Annotated in this window: 13 protein-coding genes and 1 pseudogene; 7 read left to right on the forward strand and 7 right to left on the reverse strand. The window is 37.1% G+C overall.

Going from position 1 to position 19749, the window contains the following annotated elements:
• Window positions 1-110: 110 nt before the first annotated feature.
• Together AC27IF_RS14650 and AC27IF_RS14655 are read right to left on the reverse strand one after the other, a co-directional pair.
• Window positions 111-2486, reverse strand: coding sequence for a TonB-dependent receptor (locus AC27IF_RS14650; protein WP_487055086.1), 2376 nt, complete (start codon window positions 2484-2486; stop codon window positions 111-113).
• A gap of 256 nt (window positions 2487-2742) precedes the next feature.
• On the reverse strand, window positions 2743-3375 hold the full coding sequence (locus tag AC27IF_RS14655) for a TetR/AcrR family transcriptional regulator (protein WP_487055087.1): 633 nt from the start codon (window positions 3373-3375) through the stop codon (window positions 2743-2745).
• Between the two features lie 156 nt (window positions 3376-3531).
• Between AC27IF_RS14655 and AC27IF_RS14660 the strand changes: the two genes are divergently transcribed.
• The 6 genes and pseudogenes from AC27IF_RS14660 (at window position 3532) to AC27IF_RS14685 (ending at window position 10456) form a co-directional block, all read left to right on the forward strand.
• Window positions 3532-4398: a glutathione S-transferase family protein gene (locus tag AC27IF_RS14660; protein ID WP_487055088.1), complete on the forward strand. Its 867-nt coding sequence runs from the start codon at window positions 3532-3534 to the stop codon at window positions 4396-4398.
• 16 nt (window positions 4399-4414) lie between these two features.
• On the forward strand, window positions 4415-5257 hold the full coding sequence (locus tag AC27IF_RS14665) for a DAPG hydrolase family protein (RefSeq protein WP_487055089.1): 843 nt from the start codon (window positions 4415-4417) through the stop codon (window positions 5255-5257).
• Between the two features lie 105 nt (window positions 5258-5362).
• Window positions 5363-6385 (forward strand): annotated as a pseudogene (locus tag AC27IF_RS14670) (IS481 family transposase).
• Between the two features lie 210 nt (window positions 6386-6595).
• On the forward strand, window positions 6596-8680 hold the full coding sequence (locus tag AC27IF_RS14675; protein ID WP_487055090.1) for an amidohydrolase family protein: 2085 nt from the start codon (window positions 6596-6598) through the stop codon (window positions 8678-8680).
• A 79-nt stretch (window positions 8681-8759) separates the two neighbouring features.
• A complete protein-coding gene (locus AC27IF_RS14680; RefSeq protein ID WP_487055091.1) occupies window positions 8760-9464 on the forward strand; it encodes a helix-turn-helix domain-containing protein in 705 nt (234 codons plus the stop codon).
• Between the two features lie 113 nt (window positions 9465-9577).
• Window positions 9578-10456 carry a DMT family transporter gene (locus tag AC27IF_RS14685; protein WP_487055092.1) on the forward strand — a complete coding sequence of 293 codons (879 nt, stop codon included), beginning with the start codon at window positions 9578-9580 and terminating at the stop codon, window positions 10454-10456.
• Here the strand turns inward: AC27IF_RS14685 and AC27IF_RS14690 are convergent.
• The 5 genes from AC27IF_RS14690 to AC27IF_RS14710 form a co-directional block, all read right to left on the reverse strand.
• Window positions 10430-11620, reverse strand: coding sequence for a fumarylacetoacetate hydrolase family protein (locus AC27IF_RS14690; protein ID WP_487055093.1), 1191 nt, complete (start codon window positions 11618-11620; stop codon window positions 10430-10432). The two genes, AC27IF_RS14685 and AC27IF_RS14690, sit on opposite strands and share 27 nt — an antisense overlap.
• Window positions 11621-11636: 16 nt before the next feature.
• Window positions 11637-12503, reverse strand: a complete 867-nt coding sequence (locus AC27IF_RS14695; RefSeq protein ID WP_487055094.1) for an SMP-30/gluconolactonase/LRE family protein — start codon at window positions 12501-12503, stop codon at window positions 11637-11639.
• The gene (locus tag AC27IF_RS14700; RefSeq protein ID WP_487055095.1) at window positions 12500-13903 is read right to left on the reverse strand and encodes a GH1 family beta-glucosidase; all 1404 of its coding nucleotides are present in this window, start codon (window positions 13901-13903) and stop codon (window positions 12500-12502) included. Before AC27IF_RS14700 ends, AC27IF_RS14695 begins: the two co-directional genes overlap by 4 nt.
• Window positions 13896-14936: a LacI family DNA-binding transcriptional regulator gene (locus tag AC27IF_RS14705; RefSeq protein ID WP_487055096.1), complete on the reverse strand. Its 1041-nt coding sequence runs from the start codon at window positions 14934-14936 to the stop codon at window positions 13896-13898. The genes AC27IF_RS14700 and AC27IF_RS14705 overlap by 8 nt, the downstream gene beginning before the upstream one ends.
• Before the next feature lie 147 nt (window positions 14937-15083).
• Window positions 15084-18059: a TonB-dependent receptor gene (locus AC27IF_RS14710; RefSeq protein ID WP_487055097.1), complete on the reverse strand. Its 2976-nt coding sequence runs from the start codon at window positions 18057-18059 to the stop codon at window positions 15084-15086.
• A 457-nt stretch (window positions 18060-18516) separates the two neighbouring features.
• Here AC27IF_RS14710 and AC27IF_RS14715 point away from each other — a divergent pair, with 457 nt between their 5' ends.
• On the forward strand, window positions 18517-19707 hold the full coding sequence (locus AC27IF_RS14715; RefSeq protein ID WP_487055098.1) for a glycoside hydrolase family 26 protein: 1191 nt from the start codon (window positions 18517-18519) through the stop codon (window positions 19705-19707).
• Window positions 19708-19749: the final 42 nt, after the last annotated feature.

The following is a 19749-nucleotide window of genomic DNA, read 5'->3' on the forward strand; positions in this document are numbered from 1 at the left end:
AGAAAAGGCCAGTGTAAACTAGTCCTTAATGTTTTCAGTTTCATTGATACATACTCAAAATTTGAACAAATTAAAAGCGGGATAAATTCCCGCTTGATTAAAATAACTATTTAAAAGTTATAATCAAAGTTTATACCATAATATCTATCAGCTGCTTTGGGTATGAATTGAATGACACTTTCAACATCACCTACAGCATCTTCAAATGCAGCTAAATTAGAGGCATAGGTTTGGTCGGCAAGGTTTTTAACGTAGAAAGTTATTTTATACTGACCATACATATCCGCTACACCAAAACTAAAATCAGCGACTCCAAAAGAATCCTGTAATGTTAATGGGTTTTGATTTGCATCGTATTGTGTTTCAGATTGCCAACGGTAGTTTAATTGCGCAAAGCCTTCTAAATTACCAAAAGATAAGTCTTGAACATATCTTGCGCCAAAGATACCTTTAAACTTAGGAGCGAATGATGTAACTTCTCCAGATACATCTTTAGTGCCATCTTCTGCGCAATCGGGGTTTGTGTCCCCCATATAACAAAGAGTTTGATAATCTAAGAATTTAGCATCTAAATAAGTCATATTAGCAGTAAGTGTTAAATTATCAGTTGCTACAAATATCGTATCGAGTTCAACACCTTGTTGACGAGTTTCACCTGCGTTGGTTGCCAAAAAAGCACTTTCATCAACATCAAAAAAAGAAACTTGAGTATCCTGAAACTCTTGTCTGAATATAGCTAAATTCAAGCTTAAACTATTATCAAGTAAGAATTGCTTATACCCAACTTCAAAAGCATCAACAGTTTCGGGGGCAAGAGGTTCTTTAAATTCTGAGCTTAATTGTGCACCTGGGCCTTTATACCCGCGAGAGTAATTAATATAAACATTAGTATCTCGATTAAAGCTATATTGTACACCTAGTTTCCCTGTTATTTCAGTATTAGACACAGAGCCTTCTCCTTCATACCCCCCTTTGGGAAGGTGTGAAGGATCTACTGTACCTAATTGGGTTTTATCCCAACTAAATTTATCTTTTTGAGCACGTAACCCTGCTGTGATTATGGTATTCTCATTCAATGAATAATCAAATTGCCCAAATAAGGCATAATACTCAGTATCAATTGTTGATGTTTCTTTTCCTGACTGAGTTAATAATAGTGGTTCCATCCACATACCACCGTCTGGCGTAGGAATGACAACAGGGGTTAAACCCTCACAAGGTGTACCTACAGGGTAAACTAATCCTCCAAAACAAACATTTCTGGTTTCATCTCCAGTTGATTCGTAATTTGTTCCCCATAAATAAGCGCCAATTACATATTGTAAATCACTATTATTTGATGATTGCAATCTAAATTCCTGAGAAATTTGGCTACTGGCCTTATCTCCATTTACTTGTCCTTCAAAAAAGGGAGTCCCTACACCAGGAAATGAGATTAAAGGAATAGTGTAACCCTTTGAATCTATGTCTAAATTATCTTTCATTCCCCAGTCTCTAAAAGCAGTTATCGAGACAAAAGACATATCGCCTAAATCCCAATTAACTTCTGTGCTGAAACCATATTCGTCAGTTTCACCCTCATTATCAGCATTAATGTTTGTTGTTCTATTATCGGGACCAACAGTATAGAGTTTAGTAGCATCAACGAGGGAAGCTTCAATGGCACCTTCACTAGCAGCTCTACCTATACGTGCGCCACCAGGGCCTTTGCTAGAAGAGGAGTCTGCAATGAATAATACTTCAACATTGTCAGAGGCTTGCCATAAGAGTTTAGCTCGAATTAAGTGTGACTTAACATTGTCGAATGTACCGCCATTGATATTTACATTTTCTAAGTGACTTTCACCAGTATCACTATAATTAGCACTAATACGATAAGCTACATTATCACTGATTGGAGCACCAAAAAAACCTTTAATTCTTTGAGCACCGTATTCATCTAAATCAAGGCCAATTTTACCTTCTGCCTCATCTAAATTAGGTTTTTTGGTGACAACACTAACAACACCTGCAGAGGCATTTTTACCGAATAAAGTACTTTGTGGACCGCGTAAAACTTCAATTCTTTCAATATCTGCGAGTTCAGAAAAAAACTGACCTTGACGCGCTAAAACAACGCCATCAAGCACGGTTGATACACTAGATTCAACTGTAGGTGAGTTAATAGTTGTACCTACACCTCTTATGTACACACTTCTTTGCCATGGTGACAAATTATCTTGAATAGATAATGAAGGAGAAATATTAACTAAATCTGAAAAATCTAAAACACCAAAATTTTCAAGATCTTCATCTGAAATTGCCTGTACAGATACTGGTACATCAAGTAAACGCTGCACACGTTTCTGTGAAGTAACCACAATGGTTTCGATTTCATTTGATTCCTTCTTTTTTTCTACTTCATTCTCTGCGGCATTTATATTTGGAACATAAGTCCCCATACATGCAATAGATACTGCTAGTGCTACAAGCTTCTGCTTAAACATTTGTGCTCTCCCCAAAATTAATAATACTTTTTATAGGTTAATTTTTATTGATTATTTTTTAACTTCAAAAAAACCATAACATGTAAATACTCAGGTGTGCAATAGTGCACTTGCGTGTATTTTTTTTGAGTTTGTAGTCTTGGGGTTTATATCTAATGAGCTTTTAAAAAAATAAAAAGTTAAGGGGGAACTTGTATACAGAGAGAGTAAGGGGTTTTAAATATAGATTAAAGTTTAATAGACAGGAAAAAAAATACTATAAATGTGAAATTATTTTTTCAATTTCATCATTACTTATGCCTAGGTTAAGTAAGATAACTTTAGCCCAATCTTCTCCTGTATTTTCTGCATTAGGATTAGAAACTGTATCGATAATAAGACCAACAAATCCCCAATGTATAATAGGTTTTAAAACCGTCAAAGGAGATTCTGGTTTGAAGCGACCTAACATAAAGCCAGCAGCTAAATCACGGTATAAAAATTCTTGTTGACTTTGCTCTACAGCTTCAGCTAATAACCTTGGAAACCTTATTAATCGCCGAGTAATAGGGTCATTTGCGATACAATTAAATACTTCAACAGCAGAATGCGTTAAAGACATAACAGGGTCCACAGATTTCTCTTCTGAGATGATCACATTACTGGCATAGCTTTTAAACCGCTGTTTTGTAGCAGCTAAAATACATTCTATTTTGTTATCAAAATGATTATAAAAAGTTCTTCTACCGACATCTGCTGATTCAGTGATATTTTCAGGTGTTATATCATCTAATTCATTATTCATCATCTGCTCTATAGCTGCATCTAATAATAATTGCTTGGTTTTTTGACGGCGGCGAATAGTTCGGCTTGTTTTTTGCCCTGTTGTTGATGTTTGGATAGAAGACATTTTTGTGAGTTTGTGTTTAGAGGAATAATAAATTTAGAATATTGTAACACGAAAACATTTTTTATAGTTAAATTTTATTATTTACATTACACAGTTGTGCAATCCTGCGCAACTATGTAATATCTGTTTGTAAATTAAACTGGACTGATGGTTAAGATGATAATTAAACATGAAGAAATAACTACACATGAAGTTAAAACTTGGCGAGGTTTGCATTTACTACACTTTCAAACATCCTCTTGCTCACAAAAAATTAGGATTTTCTTAAATGAATTAAATTTGGTTTGGACTTCTCATCCTATAAATTTAATAAAAAAACAAAATATATCTCCATGGTTTTTAGGTATAAACCCTGCGGGTGTCGTTCCTGTTCTTATTGATAATGGTGTAGTTCATACCGAAAGCAATGATATTCTTAGTTATCTGAATAAAAAATACACATCATCCCGAGTTTCATTTTTTCCAGATACAAATACTGATTTAGTTGAAGAAGCTGAAGAATTACTAAAGTTGGAAAGTAGTTTACACAAAAGCTTAAGAATACTAACTATTAAGTTTGGACCTTTAAAATTAAAAGATAAAAAAACTATAGATAACCTTGAAAAAAATGGTGAAGACAATGCAAATAGAGACACTGAAATTTCTTGGTATCGCGAAAAATTAGTAAATGGGTTAACAGAAAAAGATGTTATTGATGCCTGCACACAATACAGACAAGTATTTACTTTATTAAACGAAAAGCTAACCGATAAGGTATGGCTAGTTGGAAGTAATATCTCAATTGTCGATATCGCTTGGTATTGCGATCTACAAAGGTTGTCATTATTAGGATATCCGCTTCAACAACACCAAAATTTATATTCCTATTATCTGAAACTTTCAAAAAGATCTTCTTTTAATAAAGATGGGAGAACTTTAGAAGGCTTTTTAGGAAAATTTATTCTTGGGTTTGTAAGAATTTTAAAAACATTACTTGGCACGAAAATGAAAAATTATTTGCCAACAATTAACTTTCATCAGTAAAGAATAAGGTGAACTAATGAAACAAATATTAAAACTAGGCCTGAATTCACAAGAGTTAAAGCGTGACTTCTCAAAGTATTGGAATCCAAATATGGGAGGGCTTTCTGAAGAGGTTAAAGAAGCAGTTGCTGTAGGCGGTGTTTCAAGTGAGTTAGGGTTAACATTTGAACAAACTTCAGAGTTATTAAAGCCAGGCTATTTAGCTATTGAAAATGGCTATACAACTCTAGGAAATAGTCAAGTATATGTTGCAGTTAGAACCGATATGAAGCAAGTGTCTGGTAAAATGCTCGATTGGTGGTTTGGTTGGCACGGTGAAGAAAATGCAAGGTATAAACTTTGGCATCCTAAAGCACATATAAGCACAAGAATGGAAACGTCATATGAAGGTGTTGAAGGGCTTAGCGATAGAGAACGGTATATAAACAACATTTCTTATGTAGATGAATATGTAGGTTCTCAAAAAGATAAGTTAGCTATCCAATTTTGTGATCCTGAAACTTTTGGATTGCATGAAAATGAATTTGAAATTTCAGGAACGGAAACTGCTATTTGTGCAAACATTGGTTTTGCTCATTTACCTATTAATTTTGGTCGCTTAATTCATTTTATTCGTAAAACAGATTCAGGGTATGAAATGAGAAGTCGGTTCTGGTTAGGAGATATGCAATTAAGAGGATTCTTAAAGCATACCCCATTAAATTGGTTGATTAAGCGTAAATTTGTTTCATTACTATCAAGACCCGCCAACCTTGCACATGATCTTCTAGTGCATTGTGCTCAAGAAATGAGTCATCTAGCTACTTTTCTTCCTGATTTATACGAAAATTATCATAAGACAAAACCATATAAGGGTTAATTGTATTAGTTCCGACTAGATCTTACATCTCACCTTGAAAAGTTGAGAGTTACCCGTTTTTATTAAAGCTGTCGAATTTTTAATTTAAATAAAAAATATACTTTCATGTTGCATACTAAAAACCCAATCATTAAACACAAAGCTGGATTATTAAACTTAGCTGAAGAATTAAACAATGTCTCAAGAGCCTTTAAGGTTATGGGCGTCTCACGAAACACATTCTATCGTTATCAAGAATTAGTCGAATAAAGTGATATTGATGCATTGATAAACAAGAATCGACGAACACCAAATATCAAAAATCGCGTTGATGAAGAAACCGAAAAAGCTGTTTTGGCTTATGCTATTGAGCTGACTGAGCACGGCCAGCAAAGAACAATCATTGAGCTTCGTATCTGGTAGTGGTATGCGCTCTACTTGGTTGCGTAATAACTTGGAAAACTTCAAGAAGCGCCTCAAGGCATTAGAAAATAAATTTGCTAATGAAGGGCTTATTCTTACTAACGCACAAGTTGCTGCGCTTGAGAAGAAAAAGCATGATGATGAAGCTTGTGGTGAAATTGAAACAGTCCATCCAGGTACCTTGGCTCGCAAGATACTTTCTACGTTGTTAATCTAAAATGTGTTGGGCGTACCTACCAACAAACTTTCGATGATACCTACAGCAAAATAGCTTTTGCATAGCTCTATGTAACCAAAACACCAATCACTGCTGCTGATATGCTCAATGATAAAGTTCTGCCATATTTCGAGGCTCACGATCTTCCAATGTTACGCATATTAACCGACAGAGGCACTGAGTATTGTGGCCGCGTTAAGCACCATGATTATCAGCTATATCTGGCGATTAATGATATTGACCATACGAAAACAAAAGCGATGTCACCACAAACGAATGAGATCTGTGAACGATTTCACAAAACCATATTGGACGAGTTTTATCAGATAACATTTAGAAAAAAATCTACTCAACAATGGAGGAATTGCAAAAAGATCTAGACGAATGGATGGATTACTATAACAATGAACGAACTCATCAAAGTAAAAAAGTGCTGTGGACGAACACCATTAGAAACGTTACTTGATGGAAAATCGATATGGGCTGAAAAGAATTTAGCTCAAATCTAAGCTGACAAGACATTCGAAAAACTGGGTAACTGTAAGAGCAGGTCTGAGCTACTACAGCTTAACTGTTAATCAAAAGTAATTCCCCTAAAAATCTACTCCCTGTATTTATTTGAATTTTCAATTTGCGTTTTCTCTTTCCCCGTTTAGTTGAATAGATCAATCATAGTGACTATCCTTTGTAATCTAAAATTTATAATAAAAGGCATCGCCATGGACATTAAAATATCGATGAAAACTATTTTATCATTTATCTTTTCCATCACATTGTTAACCACTTTAGGCTGCTCTCAGCAAAATTCGCCTATAGAGACAGAAAAAGCACCACTAGCCAACCAAGAAAAATTCCGATTAATTTTTGGGGGAACCGATGTCGGGGGCTTGATAGTAAATCGCAACGCTAACAACATCATGATTGACTATTCATATAGTAATAATGGTCGTGGAGCTAGTAGCAAAGAAGTTTTACAGCTATCTGCTACAGGGTTACCCATTGATTGGCGTATTACCGGAAAAACTGTTTTTGGCAATGAAGTCGATGAGCAATTTAGCTTACAAGACAATATGGCAAATTGGCAGAGCTCTGCTGAAAATGGCAGTGCTGAATTTGATAATAATTCGATATACATTGCGCAAAATGCCAGTCCTTATGCACTTTACATATACGCTAGCGCCCTGTTAAAAAATACCAATCATTCATTATCTGCACTACCTTCTGGCGAGCTTACTATCACCCAAGTTGATAAGATTACGCTCAACAATATCAATAACGCTAAGATCAACGCAACGATTTATGCAATTAACGGCATTGAGCTTGATCCTAGCTATATTGCCCTCGATGACAAGCAAAATATGCTGGGATATTTATCACCGCGCGCTGTCGTTATTCGCGAAGGTTTTGAAAACCAAAGTAAGCTATTAAGTGATTTAGCGGCGAGTTTAAATGCCAGTCGATTTGAAAAAATAGCTAAGAAGGCGACTCATCATTATAAGAAACCTGTACGCATTAATAATGTCAGAATATTTGATCCAATTAGCATGCAGCTGACACCCCCCAAGTCTGTCTTGATTGAGAAAGATCAAATCTCGACTATTGAGGCATCAGTCGATATGGCTAAAGCGGGAGAAATCCTGATTGAGGGTAATGGCGGTACATTAATTCCAGGTTTATATGAAATGCATGGTCATATGAGCGATAACGACGCCTTGCTTAATGTGATGGCCGGCGTAACGTCTGTAAGGGATATGGGTAATGAAATAGAAATACTCGATCCATTAATTGAAAAGATTGAAAGTAAAAGCATTATTGGCCCACGTATTACAAAAAGTGGTTTTATTGAAGGTAAAAGCGAGTTTTCAAATGCAACGGGGGAAATAGCATCTACCGAACAAGAAGCTGTCGATCTTGTGAACATGTATGGTGAAAAAGGCGGTTACTTTCAAATTAAAATATACAGCTCAGTTAATGGTGAGTGGGTTCCCGCTATGGCGGCAGCCGCTAAAAAACATGGTATGCGCGTCACTGGTCATATACCGGCATTCTCTACGGTTGATGAAATGATTGCTGCAGGGTACGACGAAATTACCCATATAAATCAAGGCATGCTCAGTTGGGTTCTCAATCGAGATGAAGATACACGTACCCTATATCGTATTACGGGCATGAAACGCTTTGTCGATTTAGATCTTAATAGCGAAAAAGTACAAAACACTTTAAACACTATGGCTGACAAAAATATTGCTGTAGATCCCACCATTGTTATTCATGAGTTTGGTTTAACGGCGAGAAATGGTACCACTCGTATTGGCACTAAAGATTATATTGAACACATGCCCGTTGGCGTTCAACGCAGCGCAAAAGTCGCCTTATTAAATGTTGCAGACCCAGAAGAAGATAAAGCTTACCAATTAGCCTTTGAAAAAATTATTGAAACACTCGCCTTAATGCACACCAAAGGTATTTTCCTGGTACCTGGCACTGATCTAGGCGGTGCTTTTGCACTACATAGAGAGCTAGAACTATTTACAAAAATTGGTATGTCTAATGCAGAAGCACTGCGTAGAGGCTCTTATGGTATGGCAAACTATTTAGGTTATGGCGAGCAATTGGGCAGTATAGAAGTAGGAAAACTGGCTGACTTTTTCTTAGTACCGGGCGACCCAATAGCAGATCTTCGTGCTATTAAAACTGTGTCTATGGTTGCAAAAGATGGTTTAATTTATTTCCCTAGTGAGGTTTACCCCGAGTTTGGTATCAAACCCTTCACAGCAGTTCCTAAAGTTGTTGAGGGGTATTAGTTTTAACTATTCACACAAATTAAGCGTTGCCCAACGGTGACGCTTATTTATCCATTCATAAAAAATAAAACTGATAACAATGAACTGCTTTTCAATACGCTCATACTCTAAACAAATTCGCAGTCACTTTCACCACTATCATCAGTTAGTTCTGCCATTACACGGCTCAATTGATATTAAAGTAGGAGAATTTCAAGGGCTGGTAAGTTTAGGGGATTGCGTCATTATTAAGTCTGGTCAACGACATGATTTTCGTGCCCCTGAAGAAGCAAGTTTTATTGTTGTTGATCTTAAGACATTACCCGAAAACATCATGACATGGCATGATGAAAAGATAACAATAGATACTCCTTTACTTGCCTTTATTCAGTTTGTCGAAAAACAATTACAACATAAAGTGAATCATTCTCTTGAAAACTCTATGTTTACCTTGTTTTATCAATTACTGAGTCAGCAAAATTTTGCTCTTAAAATTGATAAAAGGATCGCAGCAGTGATTAGCATTATCACTGAGGATCTCAGCCAAACATACACCAATGAAACTCTTGCTCAACATGCATGTTTAAGTATTACTCAGTTTAAAAAAGTGTTTAAAAATAGCATGGGAGTAACGACTCAAACTTATATTAGTCAATTAAGAATGGAAAAAGCCAAAGCACTACTTAGTCATACCGACACGCCGATAAACCTAGTAGCCGAATATGTAGGTTACCAAAGCCCTTCCGCGTTTAGCCGTAAATTTAAAGCTTATTTTGGTGCTTCCCCTAAGGACTTTATTCAATAAGTAACTCACGTTTAAAAATAGCCCTTTCAACGAAAAAAAGCGTCCTTTGTGCACACTACTAAGAATTAATTGCTAGATAATAACAACCAATGTAATTATTTTGGTGTTTTATTATGGCGAGTTTTTATGGTGTCGTTGCTATATTTATGTGGGGAAGTTTAGCGCTGTTAGGTACCATAACAGCAGAGATACCTGCCTTTCAATTATTGTTTTTATGCTTTATCGTGTCAGGTTTATTAATGATAATAAAGCGCATTACTTTAAAACAACCCGTACTTAGTAAACCTAACTTAACATTAACGCAGTGGCTTGTTGGCGTACTGGCACTATTTGGTTTTCATTTTTGCTATTTTATGGCACTTAAAAAAGCTCCCGCGATAGAAGTTAGTCTGATCAGTTACTTGTGGCCTATGTTGTTAGCAATACTTGTTTCTAATAAAGCCAATCAATTTAAAGCCTTGCTGGGAGGGTTAATTGGCTTTATTGGCGTAAGCTTTATTATCATTGGCGACAAAGGATTTTCGTTTGACCAACAGTATATTCAAGGATACTTTCTGGCTGCATGTTGTGCGTTATTGTGGTCGAGCTACTCATGGTTCTTATCTAAGTCAGATAACCATGTTGATGATATCGGCTGGTTATCTTTCGTGGTAGCCCTGCTTTCATTATTTGCTCACCTTTATCTTGAAAACAGTTATTGGCATTTCGATTTCACCTTGTTCTTTGGTGTACTGTTATTAGGGCTTGGCCCTGTGGGTGGCGCTTTTTATTTATGGGATATAGGATTAAAGTCTGGTAATAAAAAGTTACTTGCTTCGCTAAGCTTTTGCACACCGTTAATTTCATCGGTGATTTTAGCCATCGCGGGGCTAAACTCCTTTTCTGTTAATATAATAATCGCTTTAGCCTTTATTCTACTAGGAGCCTTAATAACCAACATAAAAACTCCTAATAAAAACAAAACCTTAACTCAACAACGATCTAGCCTGTAAATTTCTCATTAACGATGAAAAACCAAATGTCCATGGGGTAATAGCATCGCTATAGTTTACGGTATTTTGTAATCGCCCTAACTTACTTGAGCTAATAATCACTTCATCACCAATTTTGTGAGTAAAGCCTGCGCCCTTTTCTCCTCTGTCATGCGTAGGAGCAAACAAGGTACCAGTAAAAAGCGCAATACCATCTGGGTATTGATGGCTATCATTAATCGTCTGATTAACTAAATCTGTCACATCTCGGCTTATTTTGCCCATATCGCTGTGATCTTGAATAGTAAAACCATCTGTACCGTTTATCGCTAAATCAACTTGCATAGTGCGTACATCGTCTATGGTAAAAGTCTCATCGAATAAACGAATAAAAGGGCCAATACTGCATGAGGCATTATTATCTTTTGCTTTACCTAGCAATAAAGCACTACGGCCTTCAATATCACGTAAGTTGACATCATTACCTAGCGTAGCCCCTTTAATATCCCCTTTATTATCAACAATAAGTACGACTTCTGGCTCAGGATTGTTCCATGTTGAGATACGATTAATACCAACCTCATCACCTAGCCCTACTGAGGACAGCGGCTGAGATTTACTAAAAACTTCGGCATAGGGGCCAATACCTACTTCTAAATATTGTGACCACATCCCTTCTTTGATTAAAGCTAATTTTAGCTTTTCTGCTTCTGGCGATCCGGGAATAACCTCACTTAAATCTATATCTAAAGTGCGATTAATTTTCTCTCTAACCTCCGCGGCTTTACTAGCATCACCAGCAGCTTGCTCTTCAATTACTCGTTCAAGCATGCTGCACACAAATGTCACGCCACAGGCTTTCACCGCTTGAATATCAACTGGCGGTAAGAAATATGGCGCATCAAGGTTACGCTCTTGACTGACCGTATTAGCAAGTACTTCTTCTACATCGGCTATTTTTTCTAGATCATCACGAGCGCAAATAGAGATCAAGTCACTATTATTCATCAACTCTGCCATCGTGGCTGAAAAAGCAGACAAGCTATAAACACCTGACTCTTTAATTAATACCGGTGATGGGCCCGGAACTGAGCTTTTATCGGTATGCCAAATTCGCGCTAACAATAAACCGCTAAAACCGTCTTGGGGTAAAAAATTTTGTAATAAGGGAGAAAGAGTTGTCATAAATAACCTATTAATTTTAACCAGAGAAAGGTTGAACTGTAATGCCTGTAGAATTTGGTGTGGCGATAAACAAGCCACCAGCGTGTGGCTCTTTTATTAACTGCTCATCACTAAGACCTTTCCTTGCCGTGGTGAACACTATTTGATCTAAATGTTTACCCACGAAAGTACAGCTTGTGATGTTTGAAACGGGCATTTCATATTGAGCAATGCACTCACCTTGTGGTGTATATTTTGATACTTTCGCGCCAGCAAAATGACAAAGCCACAAATTTCCATCAGTATCAACAGTCATCCCATCAGGATAGCCATCGTCCTCTGCTAGCGTAATAAAGTCTTCTTTAGTGACTAAATCATTGTCAATAAATGCAAGACGATAAATAACCTTTCTAGCTGTGTCTGTATGATATAGGTAGCAACCACATAAAGAGAAAGCAGGGCCATTGGTGATACAGTAATCCTCATCCATTGTTTGCCAGCTTAAATTGGGAGAAAGCTTATACAAAGCAGCCGATTTAAAGTGCTCGCCATCATCCATTGTACCCGCCCACAAGTTGCCATGAATATCAGTTTTGGCATCATTATAGCGATTGGTATCTAAACACTGCTCGGGACTTTCAATCGGAGTTACTTGACCAGAAGCTAGCTCAATAAAAGCAAAGCCTTCTCTAAACGTCACGATAAATCCACCATTGACACGTTGATTAATACTGCTAATTTCGCTATCAAAATGCCATGTTTGATGGTCGCTACCGTCAAGGTGAATTTTATGTAAACTTTTACCAATAATATCAACCCAATAAATACATTGCTCAGCTGCAATCCATAAAGGGCCTTCACCTAACTCGCATTGGCTATCACATAGCAAGGATAGGTTTTTCATGCCATCACCTCACTTTGCAATAATAAATCTGCTTTTTGCTTTAATAAGCCTGAATAGGCGTAGGCACTAGCTTTTGGCGTTCTTTTTTGACTCGTAAAATCAACATGAACAATACCAAATGTTTTGGCATAGCCTTCTGCCCATTCAAAATTATCTAAAAAGCTCCATACAAAATACCCGTCAATTTGAATACCTGAAAGCATAAGCTGCTCAAGTTCATTAAGGTGTTGCTGAATATACTTCACTCGGTAATCATCGAAAAGTTCACCATTTTTTATATGATCAACAAAGGCGGCACCGTTTTCCATGATCATGATTGGTGGTAATTGATATGTTTCGTTTAACTTATTAATTAACTCGGATAATCCTTGCGGGTAAATATCCCAATTCATCGCGGTTTTATCGTAATCATAAGTGTCAACGCCTTCAAACAAGGCATAACAGTTTGCTTCATTTGGCTCACTCGCCTTTACCGTTGCTCTGGTGTAATAGTTGACACCTAAATAATCAATTGGCTGGTTTATCAAAGCTAAATCGTCTTGGTAATTGCTTGGTAGTGAATCATGATAATGCTCAAGTAAGTTTTGAGGATACTCACCTTTTAGTAGCGGAGAAACAAATAAATCCAGCTGTTCTTGATAGGCTAACGAGGCCGCTTTTCTATCTTGAGTTTGCTGTGAAACAGGATGGGATGGACCACCATTTATAACAATACCGTGTTTACTTTCAGGGGCATTTTTACGCAATATCGGTAAAGCTAAGCCATGAGCTAAAAGTTGGTAATGAGCACTATGATAAGCCGCCTTTCTCGATTTTATTCCTGGCGCATGAATACCATGTAAATGGCCAAGAAAACTGGTAACCCAAGGCTCATTAAACGTAGAGTAAGCAACCACGTCATTACCAAATTGTTTGCTCACCACATCAGCATAAAATGCAAATTCTTCTGCTGTTTGTCGGTTCTCCCAACCACCTATATCTTGTAGGTATTGTGGTAAGTCCCAATGATAAAGCGTTAAATAAGGCTTAATGCCTTGGGAAATTAAATAATCAATTAAGGTTTGATAAAAACGTAAGCCGCGAGCGTTAATTGAACGGTCGAGTGAATTAATAATTCTTGGCCATGATATAGAAAATCGATAACTTTCGATGTTCAATGATTTCATCAAATCAATATCTTCACGCCACTTTTGATAGTGCTCACAGGCGAACTCTCCAGTGTCGCCATTAACGATAACATTTTCTTTTTGGCAAAAAGTATCCCAAATAGAATCAACTTTTCCGTCACTATTGGGGCTACCTTCAATTTGAAAAGAAGATGTTGCCGTGCCAAAGGTAAAGTTACTTTTTAATAACGGGGAGTTATTCTGCAAAGATAAATATTGTGGTGTGCTATTCATGGTTTGTACCCTCACTCGACTCACGGTTTATTAATTCGAAGTCGAGAACACTTCTTAAGTCATAAGGTTTAACTTCAGATAAATCGTCTAATTTACCTGATGATAATAGTTCAATAGCTAAATCCGCCATTTCATTTATCGGTTGTCTTACTGTTGAGATATTTGGCCAGACTGTGGTTGCCAGCTGGGTATCATCAAAACCAACAATAGATAATTTATTAGGGACATCAATGCCATTCATATGAGCCGCAGAGATGGTAGCCGCTGCCATATCATCATTAGCGGCAAAAATAGCGCTTGGTTTATCAGACAAACTCAGCAATTTTTTTGCCGCCGTTAATCCTGATTTATAAGTAAAAGAGCCTTGCTCTATATATTCAGGAGGTACATTGATTTTGTTTGAGCGTAAGGCATCTAAATAACCTTGATATCGTAGCCGACTAGCACCTTGTTTTTGATCCCCAATAATATGGGCTATTTTATGATGTCCTTGTTTAATTAAACCTTCCGTAACCTCAAAAGCCGCCTGATAATCATCAATACAAATATACGGAGCTAAATTGAGTTGGGTATCTGGTGCAATTCTTACAAATGGCACATTAGACTTTTTTAATAAGGATAAAACATCACTATCATCACACACCGGAGGTAATAGGATAATGCCATCAACACGAGTAACGTTAATAAGCTCTTCCACTGAGCTTAAGGTCTTATTGATATCAGCATTGGCTTCATCAATAACCAAGTGATAGCCTTTTTGACGACAACGCTTTAACGCATTTAATAAAAACTGGCTAACATAAGAAGCACTAGGGTTGTCATACAGTAAGCCAAGAAAAAAAGATTTATTACTGGCTAAACGTCTAGCAGAAACATTTGGCCGGTATTTAAGTTGAGTTACCACGTTCATTACTTTAGCGCGTGTTTTTTCGCTGACTTTACTGTCGTCATTCAACACTCGAGAAACAGTCATCATAGACACGCCAGACTTTTCAGCAACGTCTTGAATTCGTGCTCTTGCAGCTTTACTCATAAATATTCCATTAAAATAGATAGGAAAAATTGAAATTATTATTGTTATAAATATTGTTAACTGTGTTTATAACAATAATAACTTTTATACAAAAGTGCCGTCAGTAGAGATTACTGACGGCGACTTAAATTGTTTACCTATGGTTAACTAGAAGCTACCACGAATACCAACATTGTAACGGGCTTCATATTCTTGAGCGCCAACAAGTTGATTAGAGAAACGACCATGTGAGCGTGAATCTTCACCGGTTACGTTAATTGCTTCAACAAACACACTTAACGCAGGCATGAATTCATAGCTAATATTCGCATCCCATTGACCGTACTCTTCTGTGAATACTGGCTCATCTGGTGCACGAAGTTGATCTGTAGCTAATAAGAACTCATCACGCCAGTTATAGGCGATACGTGCTTGTAAGCCATTTCGGTCGTAGAAAGCAACAAAGTTAGCTGAATCACTAAGGCCTAACAAAGCTAGTTGCTCTGATACATCATATACATCATATTCAACATCACCATCAACAAATGTCGCGTTAGCTTGAATACCAAAACCACTTTCACCAAATAAGTGTTGAACGGCTAATTCAATACCTGATACTTCTGCATTTTCAGAGTTTTCAGGTGTGGTAATTTGCCATGTAATTTCAGGTTGACCTGCTTGTTGACTTAAACAAGCAGGGTTAGTTGCATCACCATTAGCTGGACAACCATATGCAGTTGGATCAACACTTGGCTCTGTTAATGCTTCACCTAAGTCATTATAGAAAGCACCAGTTGTTGTTTTATTCGAAATGTAATTTCCTACCCACTTTTTATAGTAAGCAGCAGATACATAACTACCTTCTTCGTAATACCATTCTAATGATAAATCAATATTATCTGATTCATATGGAAGTAATTCGGCATTACCTTGATAAGAAAGGTATGGACCACCTGGACGAGAGTTGGCAATTACTGCAGCCGGACGAAGAGCAACTAAGTCACTACGAGTAATGCTACGGCCATAAGCGGCACGAACAATAACATCATCAGAAAGTTCAACGTTAACATTTAAGTTAGGTAAAAATACGTCATAACTGCCATCGAATTCAGTTACCGCATAATTATTACCAGTATACTGTGGACGTAATTCAGTTAAGCTCATATATCTTAAATGAGTAACGGTATCTTGATTTGTTGAACCTGTAGTATCAGTATTTTCGTATCTAAAACCAGCTACTACTCCTACTGGGAAGCCTGCAAAGCTTGCATCAAATTCCATTTGGAAATAGGCATGAATAGTATCTTCTTCAATGCTGTTATACGTATCAGGGTTATATACAATGCCAATATCGTTATCAATTTGTTGATATACGGCTTCAACATCAAAATCCATGTAATAAGGGAATAATGACTCTGCGCCACTAAAGCTTGACAATAAGCCATTTGTGCTTACTTGACTTACCGCGTCACCAAGTTGTAATTGGTTAATGGTTGTTTGATGAAAGCGCCAAGTTGTATCATATTCATATTGCTGTTGACCTAAACCAAAGCTGATACTCGCTAGAGCATTATCTTCAGAGTTAACCCATACGAAATCGAATTGCCATTGATCAATGGTATTTTCTGCTTCATTACCACGACCGATTGCTAAGTTACCAGTAACCATTTGAGGATCGTACGGATCAGCATTAGCATGGTCACGGCCATTTAAATCAATATTCGCACCTGGGTAGAAACCAGATGAGTCAACGATAGGAACCGGAGCACCTAATACAGGAAGGTCAGTACCTTGACTATAATCAATATCGTAACCACCAAAGTAACACGCTGTACCTGTACCTTGACAAGTAAAGTCAGAGTTAGTTAATAATACCGCTTTATCACTTAATAAACCGTCAGGTTGTGCGTGAGCTGTTGAGTGATGATAATCAAAGCTTGCTTTGAAAGTATCAGTAATTTGCCAATCAGCATTAAAACCAATAGAGTCTGTGTTAGTTTCAATTCTATCTTCATAACCGATAAAATCTGTACCACCAGCAGTACTTGTTGTTTGAACTACAGTACCATTTGAGTCAGTTGTACCACCAACCCAGTTACCAAACCAGTGAGCAACTTGATGACGAGTAACATTATCTTCAAAACGAGACATAACATAATCAGCAGTAAAGACTAAGTCTTCTGTTGGTGCAAACTGGAGAACTACTTGACCATTTTGACGTGTACGGCTGTGATCAGAAATATCCATATTATAGTTTTGCGCCCGCCATAAATATGAATCAGGGTTCTTAGATGTATCGATAGCACTATCGTCAATCGGAGCACCTAAATCAGGACACTGAGAAGTTGTGTAACCTTGTTCACAAGCAGGACCTTGACGTAACCAACCATCAGAAGTTGCTTGAGATTCTCTAGAGTCACGTTGTGCATGAGAATAAGCAACTAAAACACCAAATTTATCATCTAAAAACTTAGTTGATAACATACCTGAAAGCTCAGGTGTTACATCATCACCTACTTCATTAGAAGTATCCATCACACCTTTTGCTGAATATACCGCCTTAAAGCCATCATAATCAAAAGGTCTAGCAGAGGTTATATTTACTGTTGCACCAATACCACCTGATGCTTGTTGTGCATTACCTGTTTTATATATTTCTACACCATTGACAGATTCAGAAGAAATTTCAGCAAAATTAAATGCTCGAGATTGAGTTCCGCTACCAACAGTATCTTGTTTTGGTGATGCGGCGTATGGCATAACACGACCATTTAACGTCACCATATTAAAGCTTGGACCAAAACCACGAACAGTAATTTGATTACCTTCGTTATTAGCACGATCAATTGATACACCAGGTATACGTTGTAAAGATTCTGCTAAGTTAGTATCTGGCATTTTACCAATATCTTCAGCTGATATTGCATCCATAACACCGCTTGATGAACGCTTTAAGTCCATAGCACGAATAACAGAAGAACGAATACCACGTACTTCGATAACTTCAGTTTCAGTTTGCTTCTTTTCGATTTGTTCTTCCGCACTTGCTTGCTCAGCAGCAACAGCTGAATATGAGCTAGCTCCTAATGCAGCTGCGATGGCCAAAGACAATAGATTTGGACTTAGTCGCTTATTGTTATTCATATATCCCCCTAAGGATGATTATAATTTTATATTTTCACACATGTTTTTTGGTGGTGAAATTGATCTAATCAACAACACGATGTTAACGCTACCATTCAAATTTTATAAAAACAACCCTTAATATAAAATTTTATTGCTGTGCTTTAGTGAAAAGTACATCCATAAAACAATTATCACTTAAATTACAATAAGTTAAAAATATTTATTTTGTATCACCAACAAAAACCACATAAACAACGTCAATTTACAGAAATTAACCACGCCACATAAAAACTTTCTTTTCCATTATTAATCAACCAGTTAGTCAGATCTCGTGTAATTTGAATTCAAAAGCTACATAGGAAAATATCGATAAATCTCATTAAGATGGCAACAGGCATTGACAATCAATCATTTCAACACCACAATGTTAACGCTAACAAATAAATTATCTTTATGACCAATAAAAGGATGGTATATGAGAACTTCACTACTTACTGCCTGTGTATCAGCTTGTATCTTGCTAAGTGCTTGCGATCAACAAACAACACAAGACGCTACAAAAGCTGTCGCAGTACAAACTGATACCCCAACGGTAACCGAAGTAAACTTTGTTCCCCCAGGTGACAAAACTCTACTTTTCATTGGTCAAGACTCCGACACTATTACCGATTATGTAAATGAAATTCCTGAAGATAATATAGAAGGCATAACTCTATACACACAAATAAAGAGTGCTAACCCTAGTGAAACATTTTTAGCCGTATTATCACCAGCCGATTGGCAATCTGGTGAAATGAGTTTTACTAAATCTCTTGCTGAGTCACCCAGTGCTGCTTTAGCTGTTGGCTTAGCGATTGATAACTGCAATCAAGAAAATCATGAGAAAAACATTAGTAACGGCCTTTACGACGAAACAATCACTTTTGCAATTAACCACTTTAAATCTATGGCACCCAAAAAAGTATATTTGCGTATTGGCTATGAATTTGACGGCCCTTGGAACTGCTATACGCCCGAAGATTACAAATCAGCTTTTAGAAGAATTGCTAATGAAATTAAAAAGCAAGAAGCTAGTAATATAACCACGGTATGGCAAAGCGCGACTTGGCCAGATGGTTATGGTAACCCAATTTATGATTTTAATACCGAAAACCATTTAGATAACTGGTACCCCGGTGATGATGTGGTTGACTGGGTATCTATGTCAGTATTTTATCGTGACTTATCACAGTGGAACTATACACCACCTACCACGCCTGCTATTGCACAAGATAAAGTAATTGCCTTTGCTAGAGCGCATAATAAACCTGTGATGATTTCTGAGTCTGCACCACAAGGCTATCGCACTGGCGCTCTCACCCACAGTTATATACAGCTGAACGAGCAAACCCCACGCACTGCTGAAGAAATTTGGCAAGCATGGTATCAGCCTTATTTTGATTATATCGATGCAAATAAGGACATAATTAGAGCTGTGGCCTATATAAACACTCACTGGGAAAGCCAAGGTATGTGGCAATGTCAACCGGGAATACCCGCCGGTCAACCAGGTTGTGATGGTGGGAACTGGGGCGATAGCCGAGTACAAGCCAATGCATATATTAAAGAAAAGTGGCTAGAGCAAGTGAATAACAGCGAACGTTGGATTCAAACAAGTGAATTTTAATTATTAAATCGTTTTGTAAACCAAGTAATAAATTAAGAAGTA

Source organism: Colwellia sp. KS18-150 (genome assembly GCF_057551365.1).

What these genes read in the sequence shown, in the direction of transcription:
- AC27IF_RS14690 (WP_487055093.1), bottom strand. Translation starts at nt 11,620, where the DNA reads ATGACAACTCTTTCTCCCTTATTACAAAATTTTTTACCCCAAGACGGT.
- AC27IF_RS14700 (WP_487055095.1), bottom strand. Translation starts at nt 13,903, where the DNA reads ATGAATAGCACACCACAATATTTATCTTTGCAGAATAACTCCCCGTTA.
- AC27IF_RS14675 (WP_487055090.1), top strand. Translation starts at nt 6,596, where the DNA reads ATGGACATTAAAATATCGATGAAAACTATTTTATCATTTATCTTTTCC.
- AC27IF_RS14710 (WP_487055097.1), bottom strand. Translation starts at nt 18,059, where the DNA reads ATGAATAACAATAAGCGACTAAGTCCAAATCTATTGTCTTTGGCCATC.
- AC27IF_RS14665 (WP_487055089.1), top strand. Translation starts at nt 4,415, where the DNA reads ATGAAACAAATATTAAAACTAGGCCTGAATTCACAAGAGTTAAAGCGT.
- AC27IF_RS14715 (WP_487055098.1), top strand. Translation starts at nt 18,517, where the DNA reads ATGAGAACTTCACTACTTACTGCCTGTGTATCAGCTTGTATCTTGCTA.
- AC27IF_RS14680 (WP_487055091.1), top strand. Translation starts at nt 8,760, where the DNA reads ATGAACTGCTTTTCAATACGCTCATACTCTAAACAAATTCGCAGTCAC.
- AC27IF_RS14655 (WP_487055087.1), bottom strand. Translation starts at nt 3,375, where the DNA reads ATGTCTTCTATCCAAACATCAACAACAGGGCAAAAAACAAGCCGAACT.
- AC27IF_RS14650 (WP_487055086.1), bottom strand. Translation starts at nt 2,486, where the DNA reads ATGTTTAAGCAGAAGCTTGTAGCACTAGCAGTATCTATTGCATGTATG.
- AC27IF_RS14695 (WP_487055094.1), bottom strand. Translation starts at nt 12,503, where the DNA reads ATGAAAAACCTATCCTTGCTATGTGATAGCCAATGCGAGTTAGGTGAA.
- AC27IF_RS14705 (WP_487055096.1), bottom strand. Translation starts at nt 14,936, where the DNA reads ATGAGTAAAGCTGCAAGAGCACGAATTCAAGACGTTGCTGAAAAGTCT.
- AC27IF_RS14685 (WP_487055092.1), top strand. Translation starts at nt 9,578, where the DNA reads ATGGCGAGTTTTTATGGTGTCGTTGCTATATTTATGTGGGGAAGTTTA.
- AC27IF_RS14660 (WP_487055088.1), top strand. Translation starts at nt 3,532, where the DNA reads ATGATAATTAAACATGAAGAAATAACTACACATGAAGTTAAAACTTGG.